Annotated in this window: 27 protein-coding genes; 12 read left to right on the top strand and 15 right to left on the bottom strand. The window is 68.9% G+C overall.

Going from position 1 to position 22199, the window contains the following annotated elements; all coding sequences use genetic code 11:
* The first annotated feature begins 42 nt into the window (after positions 1-42).
* The 4 genes from ABZ345_RS09395 to ABZ345_RS09380 are packed head-to-tail and all read left to right on the top strand — an operon-like array spanning position 43 to position 2058.
* Positions 43-963 carry a TIGR01777 family oxidoreductase gene (locus tag ABZ345_RS09395; protein WP_359844705.1) on the top strand — a complete coding sequence of 307 codons (921 nt, stop codon included), beginning with the start codon at positions 43-45 and terminating at the stop codon, positions 961-963.
* A 1-nt stretch (position 964) separates the two neighbouring features.
* Complete coding sequence (locus ABZ345_RS09390; protein ID WP_359844704.1) at positions 965-1216, top strand: hypothetical protein; 252 nt, start codon at positions 965-967, stop codon at positions 1214-1216.
* A complete protein-coding gene (locus ABZ345_RS09385; protein WP_359844702.1) occupies positions 1209-1475 on the top strand; it encodes an SH3-like domain-containing protein in 267 nt (88 codons plus the stop codon). Before ABZ345_RS09390 ends, ABZ345_RS09385 begins: the two co-directional genes overlap by 8 nt.
* Positions 1468-2058: a nitrile hydratase subunit alpha gene (locus ABZ345_RS09380; protein ID WP_359844701.1), complete on the top strand. Its 591-nt coding sequence runs from the start codon at positions 1468-1470 to the stop codon at positions 2056-2058. Before ABZ345_RS09385 ends, ABZ345_RS09380 begins: the two co-directional genes overlap by 8 nt.
* 6 nt (positions 2059-2064) lie before the next feature.
* Here the strand turns inward: ABZ345_RS09380 and ABZ345_RS09375 are convergent, their stop codons facing one another.
* From ABZ345_RS09375 to ABZ345_RS09355, 5 genes are all read right to left on the bottom strand, one after another.
* Complete coding sequence (locus tag ABZ345_RS09375) at positions 2065-3294, bottom strand: MFS transporter (RefSeq protein WP_359844700.1); 1230 nt, start codon at positions 3292-3294, stop codon at positions 2065-2067.
* 56 nt (positions 3295-3350) lie between these two features.
* A complete protein-coding gene (locus tag ABZ345_RS09370; protein ID WP_359844698.1) occupies positions 3351-3812 on the bottom strand; it encodes a DoxX family protein in 462 nt (153 codons plus the stop codon).
* 58 nt (positions 3813-3870) lie between these two features.
* Entirely contained in the window at positions 3871-5568 is a 1698-nt protein-coding gene (locus ABZ345_RS09365; RefSeq protein ID WP_359844696.1) for a heme peroxidase family protein, read from the bottom strand.
* Between the two features lie 121 nt (positions 5569-5689).
* Positions 5690-6397 carry a glycosyltransferase gene (locus ABZ345_RS09360; protein ID WP_359844694.1) on the bottom strand — a complete coding sequence of 236 codons (708 nt, stop codon included), beginning with the start codon at positions 6395-6397 and terminating at the stop codon, positions 5690-5692.
* A gap of 33 nt (positions 6398-6430) precedes the next feature.
* Positions 6431-6742 carry a hypothetical protein gene (locus ABZ345_RS09355; protein ID WP_359844693.1) on the bottom strand — a complete coding sequence of 104 codons (312 nt, stop codon included), beginning with the start codon at positions 6740-6742 and terminating at the stop codon, positions 6431-6433.
* 116 nt (positions 6743-6858) lie between these two features.
* Here ABZ345_RS09355 and ABZ345_RS09350 point away from each other — a divergent pair, with 116 nt between their 5' ends.
* A complete protein-coding gene (locus ABZ345_RS09350; RefSeq protein WP_359844691.1) occupies positions 6859-7185 on the top strand; it encodes an STAS domain-containing protein in 327 nt (108 codons plus the stop codon).
* Here the strand turns inward: ABZ345_RS09350 and ABZ345_RS09345 are convergent.
* Positions 7175-8125 (bottom strand): NADP-dependent oxidoreductase, encoded by a 951-nt coding sequence (locus ABZ345_RS09345; protein WP_359844689.1) that lies wholly within the window; start codon positions 8123-8125, stop codon positions 7175-7177. The two genes, ABZ345_RS09350 and ABZ345_RS09345, sit on opposite strands and share 11 nt — an antisense overlap.
* Positions 8126-8207: 82 nt before the next feature.
* Between ABZ345_RS09345 and ABZ345_RS09340 the strand changes: the two genes are divergently transcribed.
* Positions 8208-8774, top strand: a complete 567-nt coding sequence (locus ABZ345_RS09340; RefSeq protein WP_359844687.1) for a helix-turn-helix domain-containing protein — start codon at positions 8208-8210, stop codon at positions 8772-8774.
* A 22-nt stretch (positions 8775-8796) separates the two neighbouring features.
* Here the strand turns inward: ABZ345_RS09340 and ABZ345_RS09335 are convergent, their stop codons facing one another.
* Positions 8797-9333, bottom strand: coding sequence for a chorismate mutase (locus tag ABZ345_RS09335; protein ID WP_359844686.1), 537 nt, complete (start codon positions 9331-9333; stop codon positions 8797-8799).
* A 28-nt stretch (positions 9334-9361) separates the two neighbouring features.
* On the opposite strand from ABZ345_RS09335, the gene ABZ345_RS09330 reads away from it, so the two are divergent.
* Positions 9362-9718, top strand: coding sequence for an RNA-binding S4 domain-containing protein (locus ABZ345_RS09330; RefSeq protein ID WP_359844684.1), 357 nt, complete (start codon positions 9362-9364; stop codon positions 9716-9718).
* Here ABZ345_RS09330 and ABZ345_RS09325 read toward each other — a convergent pair.
* Together ABZ345_RS09325 and ABZ345_RS09320 are read right to left on the bottom strand one after the other, a co-directional pair.
* A complete protein-coding gene (locus ABZ345_RS09325; protein ID WP_359844682.1) occupies positions 9715-10587 on the bottom strand; it encodes an NAD-dependent protein deacetylase in 873 nt (290 codons plus the stop codon). The genes ABZ345_RS09330 and ABZ345_RS09325 overlap by 4 nt on opposite strands.
* Before the next feature lie 54 nt (positions 10588-10641).
* Positions 10642-12375 carry a cellulase family glycosylhydrolase gene (locus ABZ345_RS09320; RefSeq protein ID WP_359844680.1) on the bottom strand — a complete coding sequence of 578 codons (1734 nt, stop codon included), beginning with the start codon at positions 12373-12375 and terminating at the stop codon, positions 10642-10644.
* Between the two features lie 58 nt (positions 12376-12433).
* Between ABZ345_RS09320 and ABZ345_RS09315 the strand changes: the two genes are divergently transcribed.
* A complete protein-coding gene (locus tag ABZ345_RS09315; protein ID WP_359844678.1) occupies positions 12434-12823 on the top strand; it encodes a GyrI-like domain-containing protein in 390 nt (129 codons plus the stop codon).
* Here ABZ345_RS09315 and ABZ345_RS09310 read toward each other — a convergent pair.
* The 3 genes from ABZ345_RS09310 to ABZ345_RS09300 form a co-directional block, all read right to left on the bottom strand.
* On the bottom strand, positions 12816-14867 hold the full coding sequence (locus ABZ345_RS09310; protein WP_359844676.1) for a hypothetical protein: 2052 nt from the start codon (positions 14865-14867) through the stop codon (positions 12816-12818). The genes ABZ345_RS09315 and ABZ345_RS09310 overlap by 8 nt on opposite strands.
* Positions 14868-14908: 41 nt before the next feature.
* Complete coding sequence (bla, locus tag ABZ345_RS09305) at positions 14909-15790, bottom strand: class A beta-lactamase (protein ID WP_359844674.1); 882 nt, start codon at positions 15788-15790, stop codon at positions 14909-14911.
* 378 nt (positions 15791-16168) lie between these two features.
* Positions 16169-16828: a TetR family transcriptional regulator gene (locus ABZ345_RS09300; protein ID WP_359844673.1), complete on the bottom strand. Its 660-nt coding sequence runs from the start codon at positions 16826-16828 to the stop codon at positions 16169-16171.
* A 74-nt stretch (positions 16829-16902) separates the two neighbouring features.
* Here ABZ345_RS09300 and ABZ345_RS09295 point away from each other — a divergent pair, with 74 nt between their 5' ends.
* Positions 16903-17460, top strand: coding sequence for an ester cyclase (locus tag ABZ345_RS09295; RefSeq protein WP_359844671.1), 558 nt, complete (start codon positions 16903-16905; stop codon positions 17458-17460).
* 7 nt (positions 17461-17467) lie between these two features.
* Here the strand turns inward: ABZ345_RS09295 and ABZ345_RS09290 are convergent, their stop codons facing one another.
* Positions 17468-17812 (bottom strand): hypothetical protein, encoded by a 345-nt coding sequence (locus ABZ345_RS09290; RefSeq protein ID WP_359844669.1) that lies wholly within the window; start codon positions 17810-17812, stop codon positions 17468-17470.
* Between the two features lie 97 nt (positions 17813-17909).
* Here ABZ345_RS09290 and ABZ345_RS09285 point away from each other — a divergent pair, with 97 nt between their 5' ends.
* Together ABZ345_RS09285 and ABZ345_RS09280 are read left to right on the top strand one after the other, a co-directional pair.
* Positions 17910-18734: a class II glutamine amidotransferase gene (locus tag ABZ345_RS09285; protein ID WP_359844667.1), complete on the top strand. Its 825-nt coding sequence runs from the start codon at positions 17910-17912 to the stop codon at positions 18732-18734.
* Between the two features lie 87 nt (positions 18735-18821).
* Positions 18822-19409, top strand: coding sequence for a DUF4360 domain-containing protein (locus ABZ345_RS09280; protein ID WP_359844665.1), 588 nt, complete (start codon positions 18822-18824; stop codon positions 19407-19409).
* Here ABZ345_RS09280 and ABZ345_RS09275 read toward each other — a convergent pair.
* Together ABZ345_RS09275 and ABZ345_RS09270 are read right to left on the bottom strand one after the other, a co-directional pair.
* Positions 19396-20550 (bottom strand): MFS transporter, encoded by a 1155-nt coding sequence (locus ABZ345_RS09275; protein WP_359844663.1) that lies wholly within the window; start codon positions 20548-20550, stop codon positions 19396-19398. The genes ABZ345_RS09280 and ABZ345_RS09275 overlap by 14 nt on opposite strands.
* Positions 20517-21614: a CaiB/BaiF CoA-transferase family protein gene (locus ABZ345_RS09270; protein ID WP_359844661.1), complete on the bottom strand. Its 1098-nt coding sequence runs from the start codon at positions 21612-21614 to the stop codon at positions 20517-20519. Before ABZ345_RS09270 ends, ABZ345_RS09275 begins: the two co-directional genes overlap by 34 nt.
* Positions 21615-21746: 132 nt before the next feature.
* On the opposite strand from ABZ345_RS09270, the gene ABZ345_RS09265 reads away from it, so the two are divergent.
* Positions 21747-22163, top strand: a complete 417-nt coding sequence (locus ABZ345_RS09265; protein WP_359844659.1) for an organic hydroperoxide resistance protein — start codon at positions 21747-21749, stop codon at positions 22161-22163.
* Positions 22164-22199: the final 36 nt, after the last annotated feature.

Raw genomic sequence — 22199 nt, 5'->3', positions numbered from 1 at the left:
CAGGAGAGCAGGGCTAGCTTCAGGGCGACCGAGGGGGTCGAGATGAAGATCGTCATGCCGGGTGGCACCGGACAGATCGGCGGCGTGCTGAACAGGGCGTTGACGGACGCCGGGCACGAGGTGGTGATCGTCAGCCGGAGCCGTGGCGTGCGGTGGGACGGGCGGACGCTCGGGGCGTGGGCCCAGGAGATCGATGGCGCCGATGTCGTCGTCAACCTGGCTGGGCGGAGCGTCAGTTGCCGGTACACCAAGGAGAACCTCCACGAGATGATGCGGTCGCGGGTGGAGTCGGCGCGGGTGGTCGGGGAGGCCATCGCGCGGGCGGAGAAGCCGCCGAAAGTCTGGTTGCAGATGAGTACGGCGACGATTTATTCGCATCGGTTCGACGCGGCCAACGATGAAGAAAAAGGAATTGTCGGCGGCGACGAGAAAGATGCTCCTGGGTATTGGGGGTTCAGCGTCGACATCGCCAGGAACTGGGAGGCCGAGCTCGAGAAGGCGGACACTCCGCACACGCGGAAGGTCGCGTTGAGGGCGGCGATGGTGATGAGTCCGGACCGGGGCGGGGCGTTCGACCACCTGTCGTGGATCGCGCGGCTCGGGCTGGGCGGGGCCGTCGGGGATGGGCGGCAGTACATGTCGTGGATTCACGACGAGGACTTCGTGCGGGCCGTGGCGCTGTTGATCAGGGAGCCGATCGCCGGGGCGGTGAACCTGGCGGCGCCCAATCCCTTGCCGCACAAGGATTTCATGCGTGAGGTGCGGAAGGCGTGGAAGGTGCCGGTCGGGCTGCCTGCCACGCGGTGGATGGCGGAGATCGGGGCGGCTGTGATCGGGACCGACACCGAGCTGCTGCTGAAGAGCCGGAGGGTCGTTTCCAGGAGGCTTTCGGAGGCCGGGTTCGAGTTCCGGTTCCCACACTGGGCCGAGGCGGCGCAGAATCTGGCTGAGCGCAGGAGGTGAGATGCCGAGGATCAACGACGTCGGCGGGCAGGACGGGTTCGGGGCGGTCGTGGAGGAGCTCGACGAACCGATGTTCCACGCGGACTGGGAGGCGCACGTGTTCGCCATGAACCGGGCACTGATCGGGCGCGGTCTCTACAACCTGGACGAGTTCCGGGACGCGGTCGAGCGGACGATGTCGCACGAGTCGTCGTACTACGAGAACTGGTTCCGGGCGATTCAGACGTTGCTGAAGGAGAAGGGGCATGTCTGAGCGGTACCGAGAGGGCGACCGGGTCCGCACGTCCACTGTGGATCCCGATCATCACACGCGGCTGCCCGCTTATGCGCGCGGGAGAACGGGCACGGTCATCGGTCACGACGGCGTGCATCCGCTGGCGGACCTGAGGGCGCAGGGGATCGAGCGGGAGCAACCGGTGTACCTGGTGCGGTTCGCGGCGCGGGAGCTGTTCGGGCAGGGTGATCACAGCGTGACACTGTCCCTTTGGGAGGAATACCTCAGCGATGAGTGACGACCACGACGACTCCCCCATCGCGGCGCGGGTCAGAGAGCTGGAAGCGACCCTGGAGGAGAAGGGGTTGCTGGACGCCGCCGAGCTCGATCGGGCGCTGGAGGCGTTCGCGCACAAGGCCACGCCCGCCAACGGGTTCCGGGTGGTGGCGCGGGCTTGGGTGGACCCGGAGTTCAAGGCCAGGTTGCTCGACGACGCGAACGAGGCGTTGCCGGACGTCGGGTTGTCGATGGGCGGCGGGCTGCAGGTGCAGAGGCTGTGGGTCGTGGAGAACACCGAAGAGGTGCACAACGTCATCGTGTGCACGCTCTGCAGCTGCTATCCGATCGCACTGCTCGGGCCGTCGCCCACCTGGTACAAGAGCCCGGCGTACCGGTCCAAAGTGGTCAGTCACCCGCGCGAGGTGCTCGCGCAGTTCGGGGTCGAGCTGCCCGAGAGCACGGAGATCAGGGTCTGGGACGCGAACGCCGAGTCGCGGTACATGGTGCTGCCGCGACGGCCGGCGAACACGGAACATCTGACGGAGGACGAGCTCGCGACGAGAGTCACGCGCAACGGACTGATCGGTACCGCGGTCGTCTAGCCCCAGTCAACGAACCGGCTGAACCTGCGGCAGGTTCTCGACTGACCGCACCGACCGCGACGCCGCCATGAACAGCGTCGCGGCCACGTGGATCACCGCGCAACCGAGCAGGGTCGCGGTGATCCCGGCCAGACCCGACACCGGCCCGACGACGAGCTGCGCCAGCGGGACGGCGGCGATCGAGCCGAGCATGTCGTAGGAGTAGACGCGCGCGAGCCGGTCTGCCGGTACGTGGTTCTGCAGCGAGGTTTCCCAGGCCACGCCGAACTGTTCGAGGCACACCCCGCAGAGGAACGCGGTGACCATCAGCAGCCACGGTGCCGGGTGCAGGGCGAGGGTCAGCGGCAGCAGACTGAACGCCGCCACGCACGCCACGCCGAGCAGCAGCAGGCGTCGCACGCGCAGCCGCATCGCGACGAAGGCACCGGCGACCATGCCGGCGGTCTGCGCGGCCAGCACCAGGCCCCACGTCTCGCGGCCGATCACGGTGTCGGCGATCACCGGGCCCAGGACCATCGTGCCGGCCGCGTGCGCCGCGTTCACGAAGACGAAGCCCACGACCACGACCCACACCCAGGTCCGCGACACGAACTCCGACCAGCCGATCCTCAGCTCGGACAGCACGCCCGGCCGGTGTTCGGCGGCGACGCGGGCGGCCGGCACGCGCACGAACGAGAAGGCCAGGCCTGCCAGGGCGAACGACAGCGCGTCCACCGCCAGGCCCCAGCCCGGTCCGGCGAACGCGATCAGCACGCCGCCCAGCGACGCGCCCGCGATCATCGAGGAGTTCAACCCGAGACGCAGCACCGCGTTGGCCCGCTGCCGCAGCTCGGCGGGGACGGTTTGCGGTGCCAGAGCAGCGGAAGCGGGGAACGAGAAGGCGCTCGACATGCCGTTCACCGCCGCCAGCACCAGGAACGCGGGAATGGACACCGACCCGGTCAGCACCAGCACGGCCAGCAGGCCCTGGCTCAGAAACGACACGGACGACGACCCCACGAGCACGTACTGCCGGGGCAGGCGGTCAGCGACGACACCGCCCCACAGCAGGAAGACCACGTTCGCGATCGAACGCGTCGCCACGACGATGCCGAGGGTGGTGACCGACGACGTCACGTCCCGCACGGCGAACACGAGCGCGATCTGCGCCATCGCGTTGCCCGCCATGGTCGTGACACGGGCTGTGAGCAGCCAACGAAAAGCTGGATGCGCCAAAGGCGCGAACGAATCCCCCATGGAGAGCAACCTAACAGCGGGAGCCGCCCGACCTGGGGGATCGAGCGGCTCCCGCGTCATCGCACGCGAGGGTGCGATGAGGCGATGACCACCGCGGCGGCGACGGTCACCAGGTTCTTCAGGATGTACTGCGCTTCGAATGACGCCTGCAGCGGACCGGCCCACATCTCACCGGGGAACAACACCAGCGGTGTCGACACCAGCACGACGTGACCGATCAGCAGGACCGCGCACAATCGTGGTGCGCGGAAGCTCAGCAGAACCAGTGCGATCCCGATTTCCGTGATCGCGGCACTCAGTCTCGCCAAATCTCCGGTGATGATCCCGAACGTCAGCGCGGACACCGTGCGTTCGACGAGATCCTGGGCAGGGCTGCCACCGGGAAAGAGCTTCAGCACGCCGAACCAGAGATACACGACCCCCAGTCCGATGCGAAGCAGCGGAATTCCGGCACCCCGCGTGAAACGGGTGATCCGTTCTTCAGCGGATTCGCGGCGTGTGGTTTCTGGACGCAACATCGATCTCCCTCTCCTGTCTGGCTGCCACCACCCAGCCAGACAGGAGAAGCGAGGGAGATCAGCTCGTCGCGGGCGGAACCGGCTTCTCACCCAACGGGTTCAGCAGGTCCGCCTTGCCCTCGAACGCGAACAGCAGCAGGTCGACCATCCGGAACGTGCTGGAGTCCGGGCCGAGCGTCGGCCGCCAGTACGGCGAGCGCACGATCGAGATCCGGCTGCCCTCGATGGCCCGGTGGAACACCTCGGCGGTGAGCCGGCCACCGACCGGGCCCAGCAGACCGTTGTTGACCTCCGCCTCGCGCAGGACGTAGAACCACAACGGCGTTGCCTCGACCAGCTGCGCCTTCTGCTCCTCGGTCAACGAGTCCAGGTTCGCGCCACCGTTGCCGACCAGGATCTGCTCGGCGGTGAGCGGCTCGACCTCGAACAGCTCCGCGATCTGCTGACCGCTGGCGAGCTCCATCATGTTCGCCCTGGTCAGGTTGCGGAACGCGAGGTTGCGCTGGATCTCCGGGAACTGCGTGCCGCGGCCGCCGAACGTGCCGGCCGGCAGCTGCCGCAACGGGTTGACCAGCAGCGTGTCGATCCGCTTGGTGACGTTGCCGCCACCGGAGTCCGCCGGGGGCACCAGGTCGTCCCGCTCCGCCTCGGTGAAGTCGTAGAGGCGGCGGAAGTCCGCGATCCAGTTGCTGGGCAACGTGAAGGTGGTGCCCCTGTTCACGTCGTCCAGGTCGGCGGGCGAGCCTGAACCGGGGTCGAAGTTGCCGCTGGTGCCGGTGAACACGAACAGCAGGAACAGCAGTCCCTCCGGGCCGGGCCCGGTCGCGTTGAACACGCGGTTCCACTGGTACTTGTCGCGGATCATGCTGTGGCCGAGCCGGTACGACGCGACCGAGAACTCGATCGGCATCGTCGGGGTGTTGTCGCGGCCGTAGTACCTGCCGGGCACCTCGAAGAACCTGCGGCCGTTGGTGAAGACGTCGTCCACGATCGCCGGGTCGATGATCCGCGGCAGGAAGTCGGTCTTCAGCATGAACTGGTAGTGCCGGACCACGAGCTCCTTGGCGGCGCGGAACAGCCGCTCCCCCGTGAGGCCGGTGAGCGCGAGCTCGTCGACCACCCGGTTGTGGAAGCGGATGAACGCCAGGTGCGTCTGCGCGATCACCAGGTTCTCGTCGTTGCGCGGGTCCGGGATCAGCGGCGCGCGCCGATCGGCCGGCGTGCCCGCGGTCCCGCCGCGGCGTGGCAGGTCGAAGCCCTCGAACGGGACGTTGGTGCCCTCGTCCGGGAACCCGACCGGCGTGGTGGTGCCCATCTTGAGCTTCACGCCGTCCTCGGCGTAGAAGGCCTGGTCGTCCTTGTCGCGCGGACCCCGGCCGTAGACCGAGTCGAGGTCCAGCGCCGGTGAGCGGCCCTGCAGCAGCTCGTCCACGTTGACGTCCTGACCGAGCTGCGACTCGGTGCGGTCCATCGTGAGGTCGTGGTCGACGAACTGGCCGAGGTAGGTGAAACCGGCCGGGACGGCGGGGTTCTCCGAGTCGGGCTGCGCGACGGTGTCCTCCGGCGTCATCGCCAGGGCCAGCGCCTCTCGCAGCGCCTCGTCCGTCCGCGGGCCTTTCGGCCCCAGCCGTGAGAACCGGAACCTGCGCAACTCCTCCGCCGTGGAGGGCTGGCGCGTGATGGCCTCACCTTTGCCGTCGAATTCCAGCACACCTTCGCCCACGACGAAGAAACTGTCGCGCGAGTGCCTCTTCATGTAATCCCCCTGTTTCCCCTCAATCAGGCGACCTGTTCTCCCCAACAAGCACCTGCCCCACCGCCAAGTCTCCAGACGGACGAAAATACCGTCGAAGCTTTTGGTCAAAACCAAAACGTCGTCACACAGCGGATACGAGGTGGTCCGGAATGGTCGTGAACACCGGCAGTTCCGCCATCTCTGCGGCCAATGTCTCAGCCGCGTTGTGGTATGTCTTCGCGTCGAGGACGTTTTTGATCTTTTCGGCGAGCGCCCCGGCGATCAGCCCTTTCACTTCCACGCTCACGCCGGCTTTCAGCTCTTCCACTTTGGCGGCGTTGCGCGGTTGGTCCGCGAACAACGGCACCGCGACCATCGGGACTCCCGCGGTCAACGACTCGCGCACGCTGCTGTAGCCCGCGTGCGTCACGAACACCTTCGCGGTGTTGAGCAATTGCTGCTGCGGTACTTCGGGCCGCAGCTCCACGTTGGCCGGTCGCGGGCCTGTCCACTCGCCCTCACCGATCGCGAGGACCGCACGCGCGAGCACCTGGCCCAGTGCCTCCGCGACGATGTGGAGCAGCTTCGAGCCGCTCAGCAGCAGTCCGGCGTTGGTGCCGAAGGTGGCGACGATCTCCGGCGCGCCTTCGGTTCTGGTCTCGTCGATCGGCACGCGGTAGTGGCGCTCGGCCGGATGCCAGTACGGCGGCATCAGGCCCGCGGTGAACGACGGTTCGGTGCCGCTGACGCCGAACCTCGCGCGCACCTTGTCCTTGCGTTCGTCGAGGTGCTCGATCTCCAACGGTGCGAACGGCGCGATGTCCACCAACGCGTGCGGAATGCCCAGCACCTCGGCCGCGATCTGGCCGCCGTACTCGTTCGTCTAGCGGAGGATGACGTCAGGGCGCCATGTGCGGGCGAAGTCGAGGATGTTCGCCGCGGCCCTGGTGACGAGCTCCTCCGCCCACAACGGCACGTCGAGCGTGCCGTCGCGTTCCGGGATCCACGGCGGTGGCGGGCCGAAGTCCTGCGGCGCCGGGATGTCCGGCATCGCGACGACGTGGTCGAGGTGCGCCATCGCGGGCCCGGTCGCGATCACCGCCTCGTGGCCCTTCTCGCGCAACGCCCTGGCGAGCGGCACCACCGTCGGCATCAGGTGGGAGCGGATGGGCAACGAGGTCAGCAGAACGCGCACGTGAAGTCCCCTTTCACCGGTACTTCGAGAGAACTCCTGCCCGCCGCGTCCGGACAACTCGAAAACCGGTCAGCGGACCGCGTTTCCGCGAGGCCCCCGCTGGGTACCACTGCGAAATGCTCGAAGTCACGGTGACCGAGTCGTCGCCTGCCTCCACCATGCTGACTGTCTCCGGTGAACTCGCCGGTTCCGGCTCGGAACGACTTCTCGCCCGGCTCGACCGCCTGCTCGATCGAGGCCACCGCTACGTCGTGCTGGACCTGTCCGCGGTCAGGTTCTGCGACTCCAGCGGGATCAGCGCGCTCGTGCGCGGCCACGCCCGCGCTTCCGCCGCCGCGGGTGGGCTGCGGGTGTCGGCCGCATCTCCTCAGGTGACGCGGGTGCTCGAACTTTCCGGACTGTCACGCATGTTCGGCCTTCAGTCCACTGTGGTCACACCGTGACGACGAGCTTGCCCGTGGTGTGCTTCCTGACGAAGTCGACGCACGCCCGCGGACCCTCGTCCAGCGTGTAGCGGCGGCCGATCGTCGCGGGCAACACACCGCTCACGGCCGCTTCGGCGACCTCGCGCATGCCACCGAGAGCACCCGCGAGGTCGAGGATGAACTTCGTCTCGATGTCGTCCCGGCCGCCTTCGGGCAGCGGATACGTGATGGTGAGCAGCCGGCCGCCGGGGCGGACGGCTTGCGCGATCCTGTCCAGACGATCGCTCGGCACGGCCGCGTTGAACGCCGCGTCCACGTTCTCCGGGTAGGCGTCGTCGTAGCGGATGGTCTCGGTGGCGCCGAGGTCGTGCAGCAGGCCGGCGTCCTGTTCAGTGGCCGTGGCGATGACCTTGACGCCGGCCGCGGCGAGCAACGGGACCAGCGCGGTGCCGACGCCTCCGGTCGCGCCCACGACCAGCACGGTCTCGCCTGCTGCCGGTTGTGCGGTTGTGATCAGCGCACGCGCGGTCAGGCCAGTTGTCGCCAGTGCGGCGGCGTCTTGGACGTTTAGGCTCGGCGGGCGGTGTGTCAGCAACGGCGTGTCTGCCTCGAACACCGCGTACTCGGCCAGGGAACCCGTGCTCAGCGACGGTTTCTTCGCGCCGGTCATCGCTTTGAGCACGCGCGGCACGGCCTGGCCGAAGATCTCGTCGCCGGGCCGGAACGCCGTCACGCCGGGGCCGATCTCGGTGACCGTGCCGGCGAAGTCGTTGCCGGGCACGTGCGGGAACTCGAGCACCGTGCCGAACTCACCGCTGGGCAACACGACGTCCGCAGGATTGATCGACGCCGCCGCGATGCGGACCTGGATCTGCCCCGGCCCAGGCCGTGGCACCGGCACGTCGGTCACGACGTAGTTCTCCGGTGGGCCGTAGTCGGTCGCTACGACTGCCTTCATGTGGTTCCCCCTAAACGGACCGTCTGGTCACCTTAGGATGCTCGAAACGGACCGCGCGGTCAACTTTGTTAGTCTGCGTGACGTGTCTCCGCGTGCCGATGCCGCCCGGAACCGCTCGTCACTGCTGGCGGCGGCGGTCGAGGTGTTCGCCGAGCAGGGCGTGGACGCGCCGGTCGCGGAGATCGCGCACCGGGCGGGGCTCGGCAAGGGCACCGTGTTCCGCCACTTCCCCACCAAGGACGACCTGATCGCGGCCATCGTGCTGGATCGTGTGTCGCGGCTGACGGCGCTGGCGTCGGAGCTGGCCGATGCCTCCGACGCGGGTGCCGCGGTGCTGGAGTTCCTGAGGTACGCGGCGCGGCAACGGCAGCAGCTCGACCTGTCGTTCCTGTCCCCGGACCTGGGGGTGGAGGTGGCCGAGGCGCAGATGCGCATGTCGCTGGCCGTCACCGCGCTGGTCGACCGGGCTCGCGCCGCGGGCGCGCTGCGGTCCGACATCACCGGTACCGACGTGATGCTGCTGATGTGCGTGCCCAACGACGTGGTCAAGCACGTACCGGACGCGCGGCCCGATCTGTGGGAACGCTATCTGGCGATCGTGTTCGACGGTCTGCGGCCGGAAGGCGCGCACCCGCTCCCGCCGGTCTGACCGTCCACTTCGAACAGACCGGTTACTTCGAACAGACTGGCCGCATCGCCTCGGCCAACGCGTTCTCGTGCAACCGGTCGAGGTGGTGCAGGACCACCGCGGAGCGTTCGGCGATCGTCGCGTGGATCTCGCACTTCAGCGTGGGGCGGCGAAGCTGCTCGGTGTCCTTGAGCTCGGCGAGGATGTCGGTGGTGAGGCGGTCGAGGATCGGCCGCACCTCGGTGCCCAGGTCGGGCCGGTGCTGCGGGACCTCCTCGGGGTGCTCGGTCCAGCGGGCGTAGAGACCCCGTTGCACGAGTTTGTTCGCCTCGATCTGGGCGCGGAAGAACTGCGCCGCGTTCTCCGGGTTGAGGCCGAGTGCGGTGGCCTTGGCTCGCACGGTGTCGAGCACCTGCTGTTCGCGCGCGGGGTCGTCGATGGGCTGCGGTGTGCCGAACTTGGCCGCTGCCACCAGGTCTGCCACCTGGACGCGCTGCACGGCGAGGTCGGTGAGCTCACCGAGCGGGCCGACGGACGTGAGAGACGCGGCGAGGGTGACTGCGACCGCCAAGATCCTCATGTTCTGGAGAGAGTGCCATGATGGCGGGGTGGAGTCCACGCGCATCGACCGTTGGCTGTGGGCGGTCCGGCTGACGAAGACCCGCCCGGACGCCGCCCAGGCGTGCCGGGGCGGGCACGTGCGCATCAACGACAAGCCCGCGAAGCCCGGCACGACCGTCGTGCCCGGTGACCAGGTGCGGGCGCGCGTCGGCGACAAGACGAAGATCGTCGAGGTCGTCCGGGTGATCCAGAAGCGGGTCGGGGCGGCGGACGCGGCCACCTGCTTCATCGACCGCACTCCCCCGCCACCGCCGGACATCCCGATCGCTCGGCGCGACCGCGGTGCTGGGAGGCCGACCAAGCGCGAACGCCGGGTGCTCGACCAGTTCCGGTCCCAGAACTAAGAGCCCAGAACGGCGTCCGCCAGTTCCGTCAGCGATGTGCCCAGCGGCAGGTCGACGCGAAGCGAGGCGAACGAGTCGCCGCGCGTCACGCCGCGGTTGATGATCACGACCGGGATGCCGGACTCCGACGCACGGCGGACGAACCGCAGGCCGGACATGACCGTCAGCGAGGAGCCGAGGACGAGCAGGGAACGGGCGTTGTCGACGAGCGAGTAGCACTGCTCGACGCGCGGGCGCGGGACGTTCTCGCCGAAGAACACGACGTCGGGCTTGAGGATGCCGCCGCACTCCGCGCAGCCGACGACCTCGAAGCCCTCGACCGCTTCCTCCGGGAGGAAGACGTCGCCGTCGGGGTTGATCTCGTCAGTGGTGGCGGCGAAGGTCGGGTTGGCCTCGCGCAGGCGGCGGTCGAGCTCGATCCGCGGCGTGAGAATCTTGCAGTCGAGGCAGATCACGCGGTCGAGGCCGCCGTGCAGTTCGACGACGTCCTGGGAGCCCGCGGCCTGGTGGAGGCCGTCGACGTTCTGGGTGATCACGCCGGACAGCCGCGGCGCCAGCCTGGTCACCGCGCGGTGCCCGGCGTTCGGGTCGGCGCGGGCGATGGTGCGCCAGCCGACGTGGCTGCGGGCCCAGTACCGCCGGCGGCCGGCGGCGCTCGTCGTGAACTCCTCGTAGGTCATCGGGGTGTGCTTGCGCAGGGAGCCGCCCTCGCCGCGGTAGTCCGGGATGCCGGACTCCGTGGACAGGCCCGCGCCGCTGAGCACCAGCACACCGCCGTCGGCGACGATCGGGACGACGTCGGTGAGGGTGGAGGTGCGCGGCAGCGACGGGCCTGAAGGAGACCAGGTCAGGGTGGGCCGAGTTCGCACAGTGCCAGTTTACGGAACCGGCTCACGTACTCCTGGCGCGGCGAAATACGGCCTTCACCAGCCCTGGTACCACTGCCTGAGTTCGGCCTCCGCCGCCGCCGTGTTCCCGCCTGACGCCGCCGTGACCAGCGCGAACTGCCGTCCCGTACCTGCTCGGAGCAGCAGCCGGTCAGCGTTCACGGTCGACGACGCCGAGCTCACGACCAGCGGTGAGCGCAACGACTCCGGCAGGTGCAGCTCGGTCGGCGCGGAGCCGCCGGTCGAGTCCCAGACGAGCACCGCGAACGGGGCCGAGCCGACCAGCGACCGCACGTTCGGCAGCGGGATCTGCTGCCACGTCTGGTAGGCGCGGTCCTCGTAGGTGAACGCGAGCGTGGTGCCCGCGACGGCCTGCGGGTAGACGCGGTCGACGATCGCGCGGTCGACGGTGAGCACGGGAGTGCCGGACGCGTCCAGCTTGACCGCAGAGAAGTGCTCGTCGTTCATGGCGTCGCCGTCGGTCTTGACCTTGCCGGGGTTGTCGTTCATCAGCTCGTGGTGGCGGCCGTAGTTGGTGTCCCAGTGCCACTGGCTGCCCGAGATCACCGTGCCGCGCGGCGCCGACCACCAGCGCGCGCCCGGAGCGGTCGAGTCGAGTCCCTGGTAGATCGCCTTGAGCACCGACGGCGTCTTGTCGGAGGTGTTGCCCGCGACCGGGTGCCCGAACTCGGAGACGATCGACGTGGTGCCGAGAGCGGCGGCACGGGCGCGGATCGTGCCGAACGCCTGGGTGTACTGGCCGTCACCCGCCTTGCCCGGCATGAGGAGTCCGGACTGCGCCTTGCCGTCGTAGAAGTGCGCGTTGAACACGAACCGTTCGCCGAGGGTCGGCACCAGCGTGAGGCCGCCGGGTTCGGCGAAGAAGTCGACGTTCTGGTTCCAGAACACCAGCGGCTCCACGAAAGCAGGCTTGGTCGTCCAGCCCGCGTCGTCCATCTTGGTCCGGAAGCGCTGGTAGAACGGCATCAGGAGGTCGCGCTCCCACTGTTGGGAGTTCTGGCCGTTGTCGTACTTGCCGGCGTAGGGCTCGTTGAGCGGGTCGACGCCGACGACGAGCTTGAACTCGTTGGCGGGCAAGGCTTGCTTGACGTGTTTCAAAGCTTCGCCGGCCGCGTTGAGGAACGAGTCCTGCACACCGTTGCGGTTGTGCCAGAAGTCGTAGGTCGCGGCGGTGACGGCGTTGTTGTTCTTCATGTTCTGGCCCCAGTGGAAGCAGAGGCCGCACGACTCCTTGGGGTACCCGCTCGCCGCCCACGCCGGGGCGCCGTCGCCGGTGTACCAGCTGTCCTTGTTGAACAGGTACCGCGAGTAGAGGTCCTGGTGGAAGTCGAGGTAGACGCGGAGGCCCTGGTCGGTGAACGCGCGCAGCTGCTCCGTGACGCCGTCGAGGTAGGCGTGGTCGATCTGGCCGCGCTGCGGCTCGATCCACGCCCAGGTCAGCAGGAACCGCACCGCGTTGGCACCGGTGAGCTGTTTCATCGCGGTCGCGGACTTGCGCGCGTCAGCGGTGTTCGCGAACGGAAGGCCGCGGTACTCGGCGAGTTTCGCGGTGCCGGAGACGTTGAAGCCGCGCAGCACCACCTCCCGGCCGTGCTCGTCGCGGAACACCCCGCCGGACACCCGGAGCTCGGAGCCGTCGTACGACTCCGCGTGCACCGGGGTGATCACGAACGAGAAGAGGAACAGAACTGTCAGGAGCACCGCTCGCCGCATCGCCGCCGCCTTTGGGAACGTGAACGAGATTCGCATTGCACCGTAGCCGGTGAATTCGCGTTCGACTAGCGTTCGATGAAAAGGGGGATCGCAGATGGCCGAGCTGATCGACCGCGACGATGTCGAGGTGCTCGAACACACCGTCGCCGACGAGCTCACCGCGATGAGCGAGGCGTGGCGTTGGTTCGAGGACCTCGTGGGCCTCAAGGGGCGCAAGATGTTCGCGCGCATCGACGAGACGGCGGGCACCTACACCGTGTGCACGCCGCGCAAGCCCGGCGACTCGTACGACCTGACCGTCGGGGTGCTGCCCGGGGGCAGGTACCGGCGGGTGGTGCTGGAGGGTGAGCCGCCGGAGCTGTACGGGCGGATCGGGCCGGCCATGGAGGAGCTCAAAGCCGTGGGGCCGTGGGACTCCTCCAGGCCGCTCGTCGAGTTCTACCGCCGCCACACGGTGGTCGAGCTCTGGGTGCCGATCACCTGACGGCCGCGGACAGCGCGTCGACCTGAAGCAGCGTCGAGCTTTCCGCCCGTACCACGATCCGCACGGATGTGGTCTCAGCGTGCAGACGCACGTCCGATTGCTTGTGCCGCAGGTAGTTGAGCCCCGTGGCACCGATGTCGACCGGCTCGGTTCTCGTGATGGCGACCTCCCGGCCGGCCGTGTCGAGTTCGGTGATCACCAAGTGGGCCGTGCCGTTTCCGCGCAGGATCGCGTTCGGCGTGAGAATTCCTTGCTGTACTGGGATGTTCGCCGTCACCTCGAGGGTCGCCGGCTGCGGTGACGTGGCTTCGCGGAGGGTGCCGCAGTCCGCGACGAGGCTCCAGCGCGAGCACAGCACGCCGAACGCCGGCTTGGCGCGGTCCTTGGTGAGATAGCCGAAGGCGATGCTGTTCGGGTGCGGTGGCGTGCGCGGGTCGTCGTAAAGCTCCCAGGCCAGCGTGACCGGCACGCCGAGGCTGCTCGTCGTCTGCAGCGTCTGCCTGGCGTGGTCGGCCTGGTCGCGTTCCTTCTGCGCGTCCGGGGCGCTCTTGCCGAACTCGCCGACGATCACCGTGGCCGCCGGGAACTTCTGCCGCAGACCGCGTACCGCGCCGTCGAGCAGATCGAGGTTGCCGTAGCCGTGGACGTCCACGAAGTCCATCTGCTTGCCTGCCAACGCTTCGGCGAGGTCCGCACCGTCCGTCGACGCGTGCATCACCGAGACACCGCGCTTGCCTCTCGGCGCCGCCGTGCGGTCGTAAACCATTGCCACGTAAGCGCTTTGGATGTTCGGCTGGTTGCCGCGCACACCGGATGTCTCGTTCTGCAGGTCGTAGTAGAGCACCGAGCCGCCGGGTTCGAGGGCGGTGATGTAGGTGTTCATCCAGTCCGCGCTGGTGAGGGCGAACTCGGCCCACTTCGTGCGGTCGCTCTGCCAGTTCGGGTTGGTGAGCCAGCTGTTGGCGAACGCGACGACGAGCCGGATGCCGCGCTGCTTCGCGATGGCCCCCAGGTCGGCGAGGTTGCGCGCCTGGGCCGCCGCGTTGGTGCTCTTCTCCGGCCACAGCACGATCCTGGCGACAGTGCCGCCGGCCGACGCCATCACGTCGAAGTCGTGCGCGACCTGGTCGCGCACCTGCGGCCAGGTCGTGTCCTCCAGGTACTCCTGGTAGCGCTTCTCGTGCTCCGGCAGGTAGTTGAAGCCCACCCAGCCGCGGTCGTCCTTCAGGATCGTGAGGCTCGCGTGCGTGACGACCTGGGCGCCTTCGTAGATCTTCACGACCTTGCGGTCCGCGCCCTGCGTGCTGATCGCGGCCGATCCTCCGCTGAGCACGGTCTCGGTGCCGTCGTCGTTGACCAGCCGCGCCTCGCCTCCTTGCCAGCGCACGATTGCGGTGTCGCCGGCCTTCACCGCGGGCCGGTCGAACGCTGCTGTGGCACCGGAGTCGGCGGTGACGACGAGGGTGTCGAGGAGGTGTTCCTGCGCGGTGCCGGACCAGAGCGTGAACACGGTGGTGCCGCGGCTGATCCAGGTGATGTGACCGGTGCCGGACGGGCCCTGCGTGTACAACTTCTGCGGGCTTTCGTTGTGCGACACCCATACCTGGGCGTCGCTCACCGTCGTGGCCCAGCTGAGGTCGATCTCGCCGGTGGTTCCGGGGGCGAGCGCGAGGTGCGTGCGGCTGGCGCTGAGCTGGCCCGGCGACTTCGCTCTGCTGCTCGTGGTGCCGAGGACGGTGGCGAAGTTCGGGCCGCCGCGCAGTTCGAACGTCGTCGTGGTGCCGGCGTAGAGGTACGGCCAGGGCGCGCTGCCGTTGACGTCCTGCCGCCACAGCTTGGCGGCCTTGCCGGTCTCGCGGATCCAGATCTGGACCGCCTGGTTGCCGTCGGTGTGCCAGCTGACGTCGACGGACGCCGAGTTCTTGCCGGGCGCCAGCGTCACCTCGGCGGCGGACACCGTGATCTGGTTGCTCGCGTGCGCTGGTGCCACGAGCGTGGCGACCAGCGCGAACGCGAGCACTACTGCTTTCCCCCAGGTGCTCATGCGCCCCATCTGACCAGACGGGACGCATGAGCGTTGAGGTTTCAGCTGAACGAGGACGCCACCAACTCGGCCGTCCTGGCCACCAGCGGCTCGTCGGCCCCGCCGTCCGGGGTGTCCTTCTTCGTCGACAGCACGGCGATCACGATCGGCGCGCGGCCGGGCGGGAACGCGATGCCGACGTCGTTGGTGGTGCTGTACTTGCCGGAGCCCGTCTTGTCGCCCCAGCGCCACGCCGCCGGGAGCCCGGCGCGGATCCGCTTGCCGCCGGTCGTGTTGGCCAGCAACCAGTTCGTGAGCTGGTCCGCGTCCTGACGGTTGAGCGCGTGGCCCAGCGTGAGCCGCGCGTAGCTCTGGCCGATGGCGCGCGGTGACGTGGTATCGGTGACGCGGCCCGGTTCCGCCGTGTTGAGCTCCGGCTCCCAGCGGTCGAGACGCGTGACCGGGTCGCCGATCGACCGGCTGAAGCGGCTGATCGCCGTGGGGCCGCCGAGCTCCTTGAGCAGCAGGTTGGCCGCGCAGTTGTCGCTGTAGGTGATGGCCGCCTCGCACAGGCTTTTCACGGTCATGCCGTTCGCGAGGTTCTCGGGCTTGCCGGTGATCGGCCCGTAGCCGGACTTGGTGACGTCGTCCTGCGTGTAGCGGATCACCTTGCCCAGCAACGATCCGTCGTGGTCACGACGCAGGATCGCCGCGGCCGCGATGGTCTTGAACGTCGAACACATCGGGAAGAGCTCGTCTGCCCTGTGCAGCACCGTGCGGCCGGTGCCCGTGTCGGTGGCGAACACGCCGAGGCGCGCGTTGTGCTGCTGCTCGAGGTCGCGCAACTTGTCGGTGAGCGGTGCGGCCTGTGCCTGGGCGGGCACGGCCACGGCCAGCGCCGCGCCGGCGCCCAGTGCCAGCACCGCACGTCGGTTAACACTCAACGTCCTGTCCCCTCCTTTGGAAACCTCTCCACTGACCAGGACGCGCGGGAGATCAACTGGTTGTCATTCGATCCTGCGCCAGCACGCGAGGAAGGTGAGCGCGGCGATGAGCGACCCCGCGGTGGCGAACGTTCCCGCACCGAGGTAGATCACCCACTCGTCGGCGTTCAACGCTTCCCTGGTCAGCGGAAAGCCTCACAAGACCAGTCCAAGGGCCATCGTGGCCGCAGCGACCAGCGCCCAGACCACGACCCGGCCTTTGCGACTCGGTCCGGTACAGGGCTTGAGGAATCCCGCGGATTTGGAGCCACCAGCCGGCCAGGGCGGGCGTGGGGAGGACGAACCCTGCTGCCGCGACCACGGGCCACCGCCGGAAGTTCACGGAGCGAGTCTGCCCCGAAGATCAATGCGCTGCAGCACGGCGGTGACCGCGAGGTCCACTGTGTACTCGTACTCGGCCTGGCGGTCGAACCGGGCGAGGTGCGGGGCGGCTTCGGCCAGCGCGGGCAGTCCACTGGTGGTGAGCGTGTCCTCGCGGTCGTTGTTCCCGAACGCCGGGGCCGCCGACACCTCGCGCAGCAGGGTGCCGATCAACGTGGCGAGCAACATCCGCAGCATGTGCACGGCCTCTTCGATGCCCGCGCCCGCGTCTCGCAGCACCGTCAGCACCGCGTTGACGGGTGCGAGGGCCCGCGCCGACGCCAACTGGCGGGTGAGCACGAGCGGCGCGGCCTGCGGGTGCTTGAGGGCTTGATCGCGGAAGCTGCCGGCGATGGCGCGCAGGTCCGTTCTCGGGTTGCCCGTGCGTTCGGGCAGCACGAGACCGCCCAGCAGGTGCTCGGTGACGGCGTCGAGCAGGCCGTCCTTGCCGTCGACGTGGTTGTAGAGGCTCTTCGCGTCCACGCCCAGGGCCCGCGCGACCGACCGCATGCCGACCGCGGCGATGCCCTCGGCGTCGATGACCTTCAGCGTGGCCTCGACGATCGTCTCGCGGGACAGCAGCGGCGTCCGGGGGCGGCCCCGGCGGGTTTCCGTCACCTGTCCAGTGTGCCTTGCGGATGCCCACGGTGTGGGTTTAGCGTTTAATCCACACCGTGGGTAAAGGAGCGCCGATGCCGTCCCGTTTCGTCCTGCCGCCCGAGGACGTCCTGCGCGCCCGCGAGAAGCTCGTGCTCGACCACTTCCGCGACGAGGTGGCGCACGACTGGGACGCCACTCTCTCGACGTTCCCGCACCCCCACTACGAGATCATCGCGCAGATGGTCGTCCACGACGGCGACAGCGCGGTCCGGCAGTACTACACCGACACGCGCGTGGCGTTCCCCGACCAGCACCACGAGCTGATCTCGTTCCGGCACAGCGTCGACGCCGTGATCGTGGAGTTCTGGCTGCTGGGCACACACCTCGGGCCGCTGGGCAAGATCCCGGCCACCGGCGGAAAGCATCGGACGCGGATGAACGCGTACTTCATCTTCGACGAGGACGAGAACCTGGTCACCGAGCGGATCTACTTCGACCAGCTGTCGGTGCTGAAGCAGGTGATCTCCGGGATCGACCGGAAGAGGCCGAGTGGGCTGCGGAAGCTGCTGCAGGTGCTGCGGGGCGTGCTCGCGATGTCCGGCGGTCAACCGGACCCCCGCCTCACCAGCACCACGCCGCCCGAGTTCTAGACCCGGATCAGCGGTCCATGCGGTGGCGGCCGGGAATGACGTGCTTGGCCGGCTCCGGCCGCTTGCCCAGCAGCATGAGGACCACGGCGACGACCAGGCCGACCGTCGCGAGCCCTGCCGCCACGGCGCGGGCGGCGGGGTGCTCCAGGATCAGCGTGGAGATCGTCAGGGCGAGGACGAGGGCGGCGATCGGGCCGATCACGGCGATGTCCTGGCGTTCCTCGCGTTCCCGGCGCGGCGCTGCCAGGTCGACGGTGTCGCCCACCTCGACCGGCATCTCCGGCGCGCGCGTTTCGATCGTCTCGAAATGCTGCTGGTAGGCCGGGTGCCGCACGCCGGGGGGAACCGTCACACCAAGCATGCTGCCTGAGAAAGGCTCACCGCCGCAAACCTCGCATTTGCCGAGGGGTCCGTGTTCCCATGGAGCGCTGGGCGAAGGGAGGTCCGAGATGTGCCGGTGGCTCGCGTATTCCGGTTCGCCGGTGCTGTTGGAGGAACTGCTCTACGCGCCGGAGAACTCGCTGGTCATGCAGTCGAAGCACGCCCGGCTGGGCGCGACGGCGGTGAACGGGGACGGGTTCGGCATCGGCTGGTACGGCAGCACGAGCACGCCCGGGCTGTTCCTGAGCACCGAGCCCGCGTGGAACGACCGGAACCTGCGCGAACTGTCCGCGCAGATCACCGTCGACCGGGTCTTCGCGCACGTGCGGGCGTCCACCGGCGGTGCGGTGCAGCGCTCGAACTGCCACCCGTTCCGCTGGAAGAACTGGCTGTGGATGCACAACGGGCTCATCCCGAAGTACTCGCTGGTGCGCCGCGAGCTGATGCTGGCCATCGACCCGGTGCTGTTCCCGCTGATCGAGGGCTCGACGGACTCCGAGGTCATGTTCTACCTCGCGGTCAGCTTCGGCCTCGAGCAGGACCCGCCCGCCGCGATGGCGCGCATGGTCGAGTTCGTCGAGGACGTCGGCAGGCGGGCGGGCGTCGAGTACCCGATCCAGATGACCGTCGCGACCACCGACGGCTCCACCACCTGGGCGTTCCGGTACTCGAGCCGCGGCAAGTCGCGGACCCTGTTCCACAGCACCGACGTGACCACATTGCGGCGCCAGTACCCGGACAACCCCGCGCTGCACGACCTGGCCGACGACTCGCGGCTCGTCGTGTCCGAACCGCTGGGCGACCTGGTGGGCGCGTGGCAGGAGGTGCCGGAGTCGACTTGCGTCATCGTGCGGCCCGGTGTCGAGGAGGAAGTCCTGCCGTTCAAACCGTGAGTCGCCTTGCGGAATCGTCAGGGAAACGTCAGGTGGTAGGCGCTAACGTCGAGTGCCGCCGCCAGCGACTCCCTGGAGAGGTTCCTCATGCTGAACATGGCAGCGGCAGCACTAGTAGCCCTATCCGCCCTCGTTCCCACCGACACCGCGGAAGAGCCCGCACCCGTCCTCGAGGTCGTCACGGTCAACGGATCCGGCTGCAGGGCCGGTGACGCGGACGTCCAGACCAACGGCAGAACCTTCACAATCGGCTACCACGAGTTCCTCGCGCGGGCGGGCGGCGGCTCCTCCCCGCTCGACATGCGGAAGAACTGCCAGGTCAACCTGCGCGTGAACGTGCCGGACGGCTGGACCTACGCCCTGGCGTGGACCTCGTACTCGGGCTACACCCACCTGCAGGAGGGCGCGACCGCCCTGCACCGGGTGAACACCTACCTGCAGGGCATGTCGCAGACCGAGTACGTGAACCACCCGTTCACCGGGCCGTTCAGCGACGACTGGGAGACGCACTACCGCCCGGACGTCTCGCAGATCCAGTGGTCGCCGTGCGGGTCGCCGCGCAACATCAACATCAACGCCGAGGTGCGGGTGAACCTCGGGTCCGCGGATCCGGACCGGCTGAACTTCGCGATCGTCGAGTCGAGCCGCGGCGCCGTGCGGGTCAAGCGCTGCTGAGCACCGGCCTGGCGGTGATCAGGTGGTTCAGCACCGCCGCGAACACCGCCAGGCCGCCGAACACGTACGCCAGGGACGCCGGCGCTCCCCCACCGGCGAGCACCATGCCGCCCAGCCCCGCCCCCAGCGACGAGCCGAGGTAGATGGCGGAGGCGTTGAGCGACACCGCGACCGGGCCCTCCGACGGCCGTGCGGCCATCACGCGGTGCTGCTGGGTGGCAGGGCAGCTCCACGCGCTCGCGCCCCACAGGAAGACCAGCAGACCGGGCGGGCCGACGGGCAGCAACGCGAGACTCACGCCCATCACGGTGAGCAGGACGCCCATCAACGTCCGGGTGTCGCGCCAGCGGTCGATCACCGCGCCCGCCAGGAGGTTGCCGACGAGCCCGCCGACGCCCCAGACGACCAGGTAGATCGTCACGTTGCCGCGGTTCAGGATCGGGGCGATGTAGGTGTAGGTGCCGAGGCTGGTCAGGGTCGAGAAGACGGTCACCAGCACGATCGACAGGACGCGGCGGTCGGCCAGGACCCCAAGCCGGGCCCTCAACGACGGCGGGGCGGCGGGCGGGATGGCGGGCAACGACACCGCCACCCCGATCATCGCCACCACCCCTAGAGCGGTGACGAGCCAGAACGTGCCGCGCCAGCCGATGTGCGAGGCCAGCAGCAGGCCCAGCGGGACGCCCGCGACGGTGCCGGAGCTCAGGCCGATGGTGATCAACGCCAGCGCTCGGCCGCGACGTTCCGGCGTGACCAGCGCGGCTGCGGTGGCGGCGGACATCGGCGAGTAGAGGCCCGCGCCGAAGCCCGCGATCACCCGTGACAGCAACAAGAACGCCAACGAGGTGGCGAGTGCGCTCAGGACGTTGCCGAGGGTGAAGACGGCCAGCGCGGACAGCAGGACGACGCGCATCGGTTTGCCGGTCAACAGGGTTGCGGCGATCGGCGAGAGAAGTGCGTAGGACAGCGTGAAAACGGTGACGAGCTGACCGACCGCGGGGACCGGCTGGTTCAGGGAGGCGCTGAGCTCGGGCAGCACGCCGGCGACGACGTACGCGTCCAGGCCCAGCGCCACCATGCCGGGCAGGAGTGGGAGGACTCGGCGCATCAGGCGGTTCGGATCGCCGTGCTGTCCGACCATCCGTCCACTCCCCAGTCCTTCAACGCCTCCAGCGAGTGCTGCCCCACCGCCGGCGCCGGTGCCGGAACCGCCGTCTCCGAACGGGAGAAGCGCGGTGCGGGCCGGGGCTGGTGCTGGCCACCGACGTCGACGAACGAGCCGCGAGCCTGCAGATGCGGGTGGTCGGCGACCTCCGCAGGTGCCAGAACCGGTGCCACGCAGGCATCCGAGTCGGCGAAGATCTTCTCCCACTCCGTGCTGTCGCGGGAGAGGAAGGCCTCGCCGATCTTCACGGACAGCAGCGGCCAGCCGGACTCGTCGTACTGGTCCGGCAACGCGATCTCGGCCAGGTCCAGCTTCTCCAGCAGTTCGCGGTAGAAGTGCGACTCGACCGCGCCGACCGACAGGAACCGGCCGTCCGCGCACTCGTAGGTCGTGTAGAACGGCGCGTCGACGACAGTGACTCGGCCGGGAGTGTTGCGCCACTGGTCGATCAGCACGGACAGCAGCGCGGTGCCCTCGACCATCGCCGCGTCGATCACCTGGCCCTGACCGGAGCGCGCGCGTTCCAGCAGTGCCGCCTGGATGCCGATGACGAGCTGCAGCGCGCCGCCCGCGAAACTCGACAGGTAGTAGGGCGGTGGCGTGGCAGGGATCTGGCCGGGCACGGACAGCGCGCCCGTGACGCCCAGGAACGTGATGTCGTGGCCGGCGCGCCGGGCCAGCGGACCGTCCTGGCCCCAGCCCGTGACGCGGCCGTAGACCAGCTTCGGGTTGCGCCGCAGGCACACCTCGGGGCCGATGCCGAGCTTCTCCGCGCTGCCCGGCCGTCCACCCTCGACGACGACGTCGGCCTGTGCCACCAGATCCAGCACGACCGACGGACCGTCGGCGTGCTTCAGGTCCACGGCAACGGAACGACGGCCACGCCCCAGCGGATCAGGGGACGCCACCGGCGAGACCTGGGCCGCCCGGTCGATGCGCAGCACGTCCGCGCCGAGGTCGGCGAGCACGGTCGCGGCGAACGCCCCGGCCACCGATCCCCCGAACTCCAGCACCCGCACGCCTTCCAACGGACCCGGCACAGCTCCTCCAAACCTTGACGGCAACGCTGCCCACCCTTCCCGCGCGGGCACGCGAAGTCGCTACGAGGTCCCGTAGTGACTCGGCCCTGGAAAGCCCTTTAGCTTCGGCGCCAAAACGACCTGAGGAGCGAAATGTCTGTGGTGTACACGGCCGACGTCACTTCGAGCGGCGACGGACGGCAGGGTGCGGCGACATCGGCCGACGGCGTGCTCGACCTGAAACTGACGAGCCCCAAGGAGGTCGGCGGCAGCGGTGAGGGCACCAACCCCGAGCAGCTCTTCGCGGCCGGGTGGGGTGCGTGCTTCCACTCGGCGCTGCGGCTGGTCGCGCGCAACGCCAAAGCCGACCTCACCGACAGCACCGTCACGGTGTCGGTGGACCTGGTGAAGGGTGACGACGGCTACCACCTGGGCGCACGCATCGTCGCGACCCTGCCTGGCCTGACCCAGGAGCAGGCCGACGACCTGGTCGGGCAGGCACACGCACGGTGCCCGTACTCCAAGGCCACCCGCGGCAACATCGACGTGGACGTCACCGCCAAGGTCTGAAACGTCGAAAAGAGGGGGATGCCGGGCAGGCATCCC

It is taken from the genome of Lentzea sp. NPDC005914 (genome assembly GCF_040629405.1).
Taxonomy (GTDB): Bacteria; Actinomycetota; Actinomycetes; order Mycobacteriales; family Pseudonocardiaceae; genus Lentzea.
The sequence above is the reverse complement of the archived record's forward strand: the minus strand, read 5'-3'. Positions and strand labels throughout refer to the sequence as shown.

Coding starts and splice junctions, on each gene's coding strand:
- ABZ345_RS09280 (WP_359844665.1), top strand. CDS start 18,822: ATGCTGAACATGGCAGCGGCAGCACTAGTAGCCCTATCCGCCCTCGTT.
- ABZ345_RS09390 (WP_359844704.1), top strand. CDS start 965: ATGCCGAGGATCAACGACGTCGGCGGGCAGGACGGGTTCGGGGCGGTC.
- ABZ345_RS09275 (WP_359844663.1), bottom strand. CDS start 20,550: ATGGTCGGACAGCACGGCGATCCGAACCGCCTGATGCGCCGAGTCCTC.
- ABZ345_RS09380 (WP_359844701.1), top strand. CDS start 1,468: ATGAGTGACGACCACGACGACTCCCCCATCGCGGCGCGGGTCAGAGAG.
- ABZ345_RS09320 (WP_359844680.1), bottom strand. CDS start 12,375: ATGCGAATCTCGTTCACGTTCCCAAAGGCGGCGGCGATGCGGCGAGCG.
- ABZ345_RS09395 (WP_359844705.1), top strand. CDS start 43: ATGAAGATCGTCATGCCGGGTGGCACCGGACAGATCGGCGGCGTGCTG.
- ABZ345_RS09370 (WP_359844698.1), bottom strand. CDS start 3,812: ATGTTGCGTCCAGAAACCACACGCCGCGAATCCGCTGAAGAACGGATC.
- ABZ345_RS09365 (WP_359844696.1), bottom strand. CDS start 5,568: ATGAAGAGGCACTCGCGCGACAGTTTCTTCGTCGTGGGCGAAGGTGTG.
- ABZ345_RS09285 (WP_359844667.1), top strand. CDS start 17,910: ATGTGCCGGTGGCTCGCGTATTCCGGTTCGCCGGTGCTGTTGGAGGAA.
- ABZ345_RS09345 (WP_359844689.1), bottom strand. CDS start 8,125: ATGAAGGCAGTCGTAGCGACCGACTACGGCCCACCGGAGAACTACGTC.
- ABZ345_RS09375 (WP_359844700.1), bottom strand. CDS start 3,294: ATGGGGGATTCGTTCGCGCCTTTGGCGCATCCAGCTTTTCGTTGGCTG.
- ABZ345_RS09335 (WP_359844686.1), bottom strand. CDS start 9,333: ATGAGGATCTTGGCGGTCGCAGTCACCCTCGCCGCGTCTCTCACGTCC.
- ABZ345_RS09315 (WP_359844678.1), top strand. CDS start 12,434: ATGGCCGAGCTGATCGACCGCGACGATGTCGAGGTGCTCGAACACACC.
- ABZ345_RS09295 (WP_359844671.1), top strand. CDS start 16,903: ATGCCGTCCCGTTTCGTCCTGCCGCCCGAGGACGTCCTGCGCGCCCGC.
- ABZ345_RS09310 (WP_359844676.1), bottom strand. CDS start 14,867: ATGAGCACCTGGGGGAAAGCAGTAGTGCTCGCGTTCGCGCTGGTCGCC.
- ABZ345_RS09265 (WP_359844659.1), top strand. CDS start 21,747: ATGTCTGTGGTGTACACGGCCGACGTCACTTCGAGCGGCGACGGACGG.
- ABZ345_RS09385 (WP_359844702.1), top strand. CDS start 1,209: ATGTCTGAGCGGTACCGAGAGGGCGACCGGGTCCGCACGTCCACTGTG.
- ABZ345_RS09350 (WP_359844691.1), top strand. CDS start 6,859: ATGCTCGAAGTCACGGTGACCGAGTCGTCGCCTGCCTCCACCATGCTG.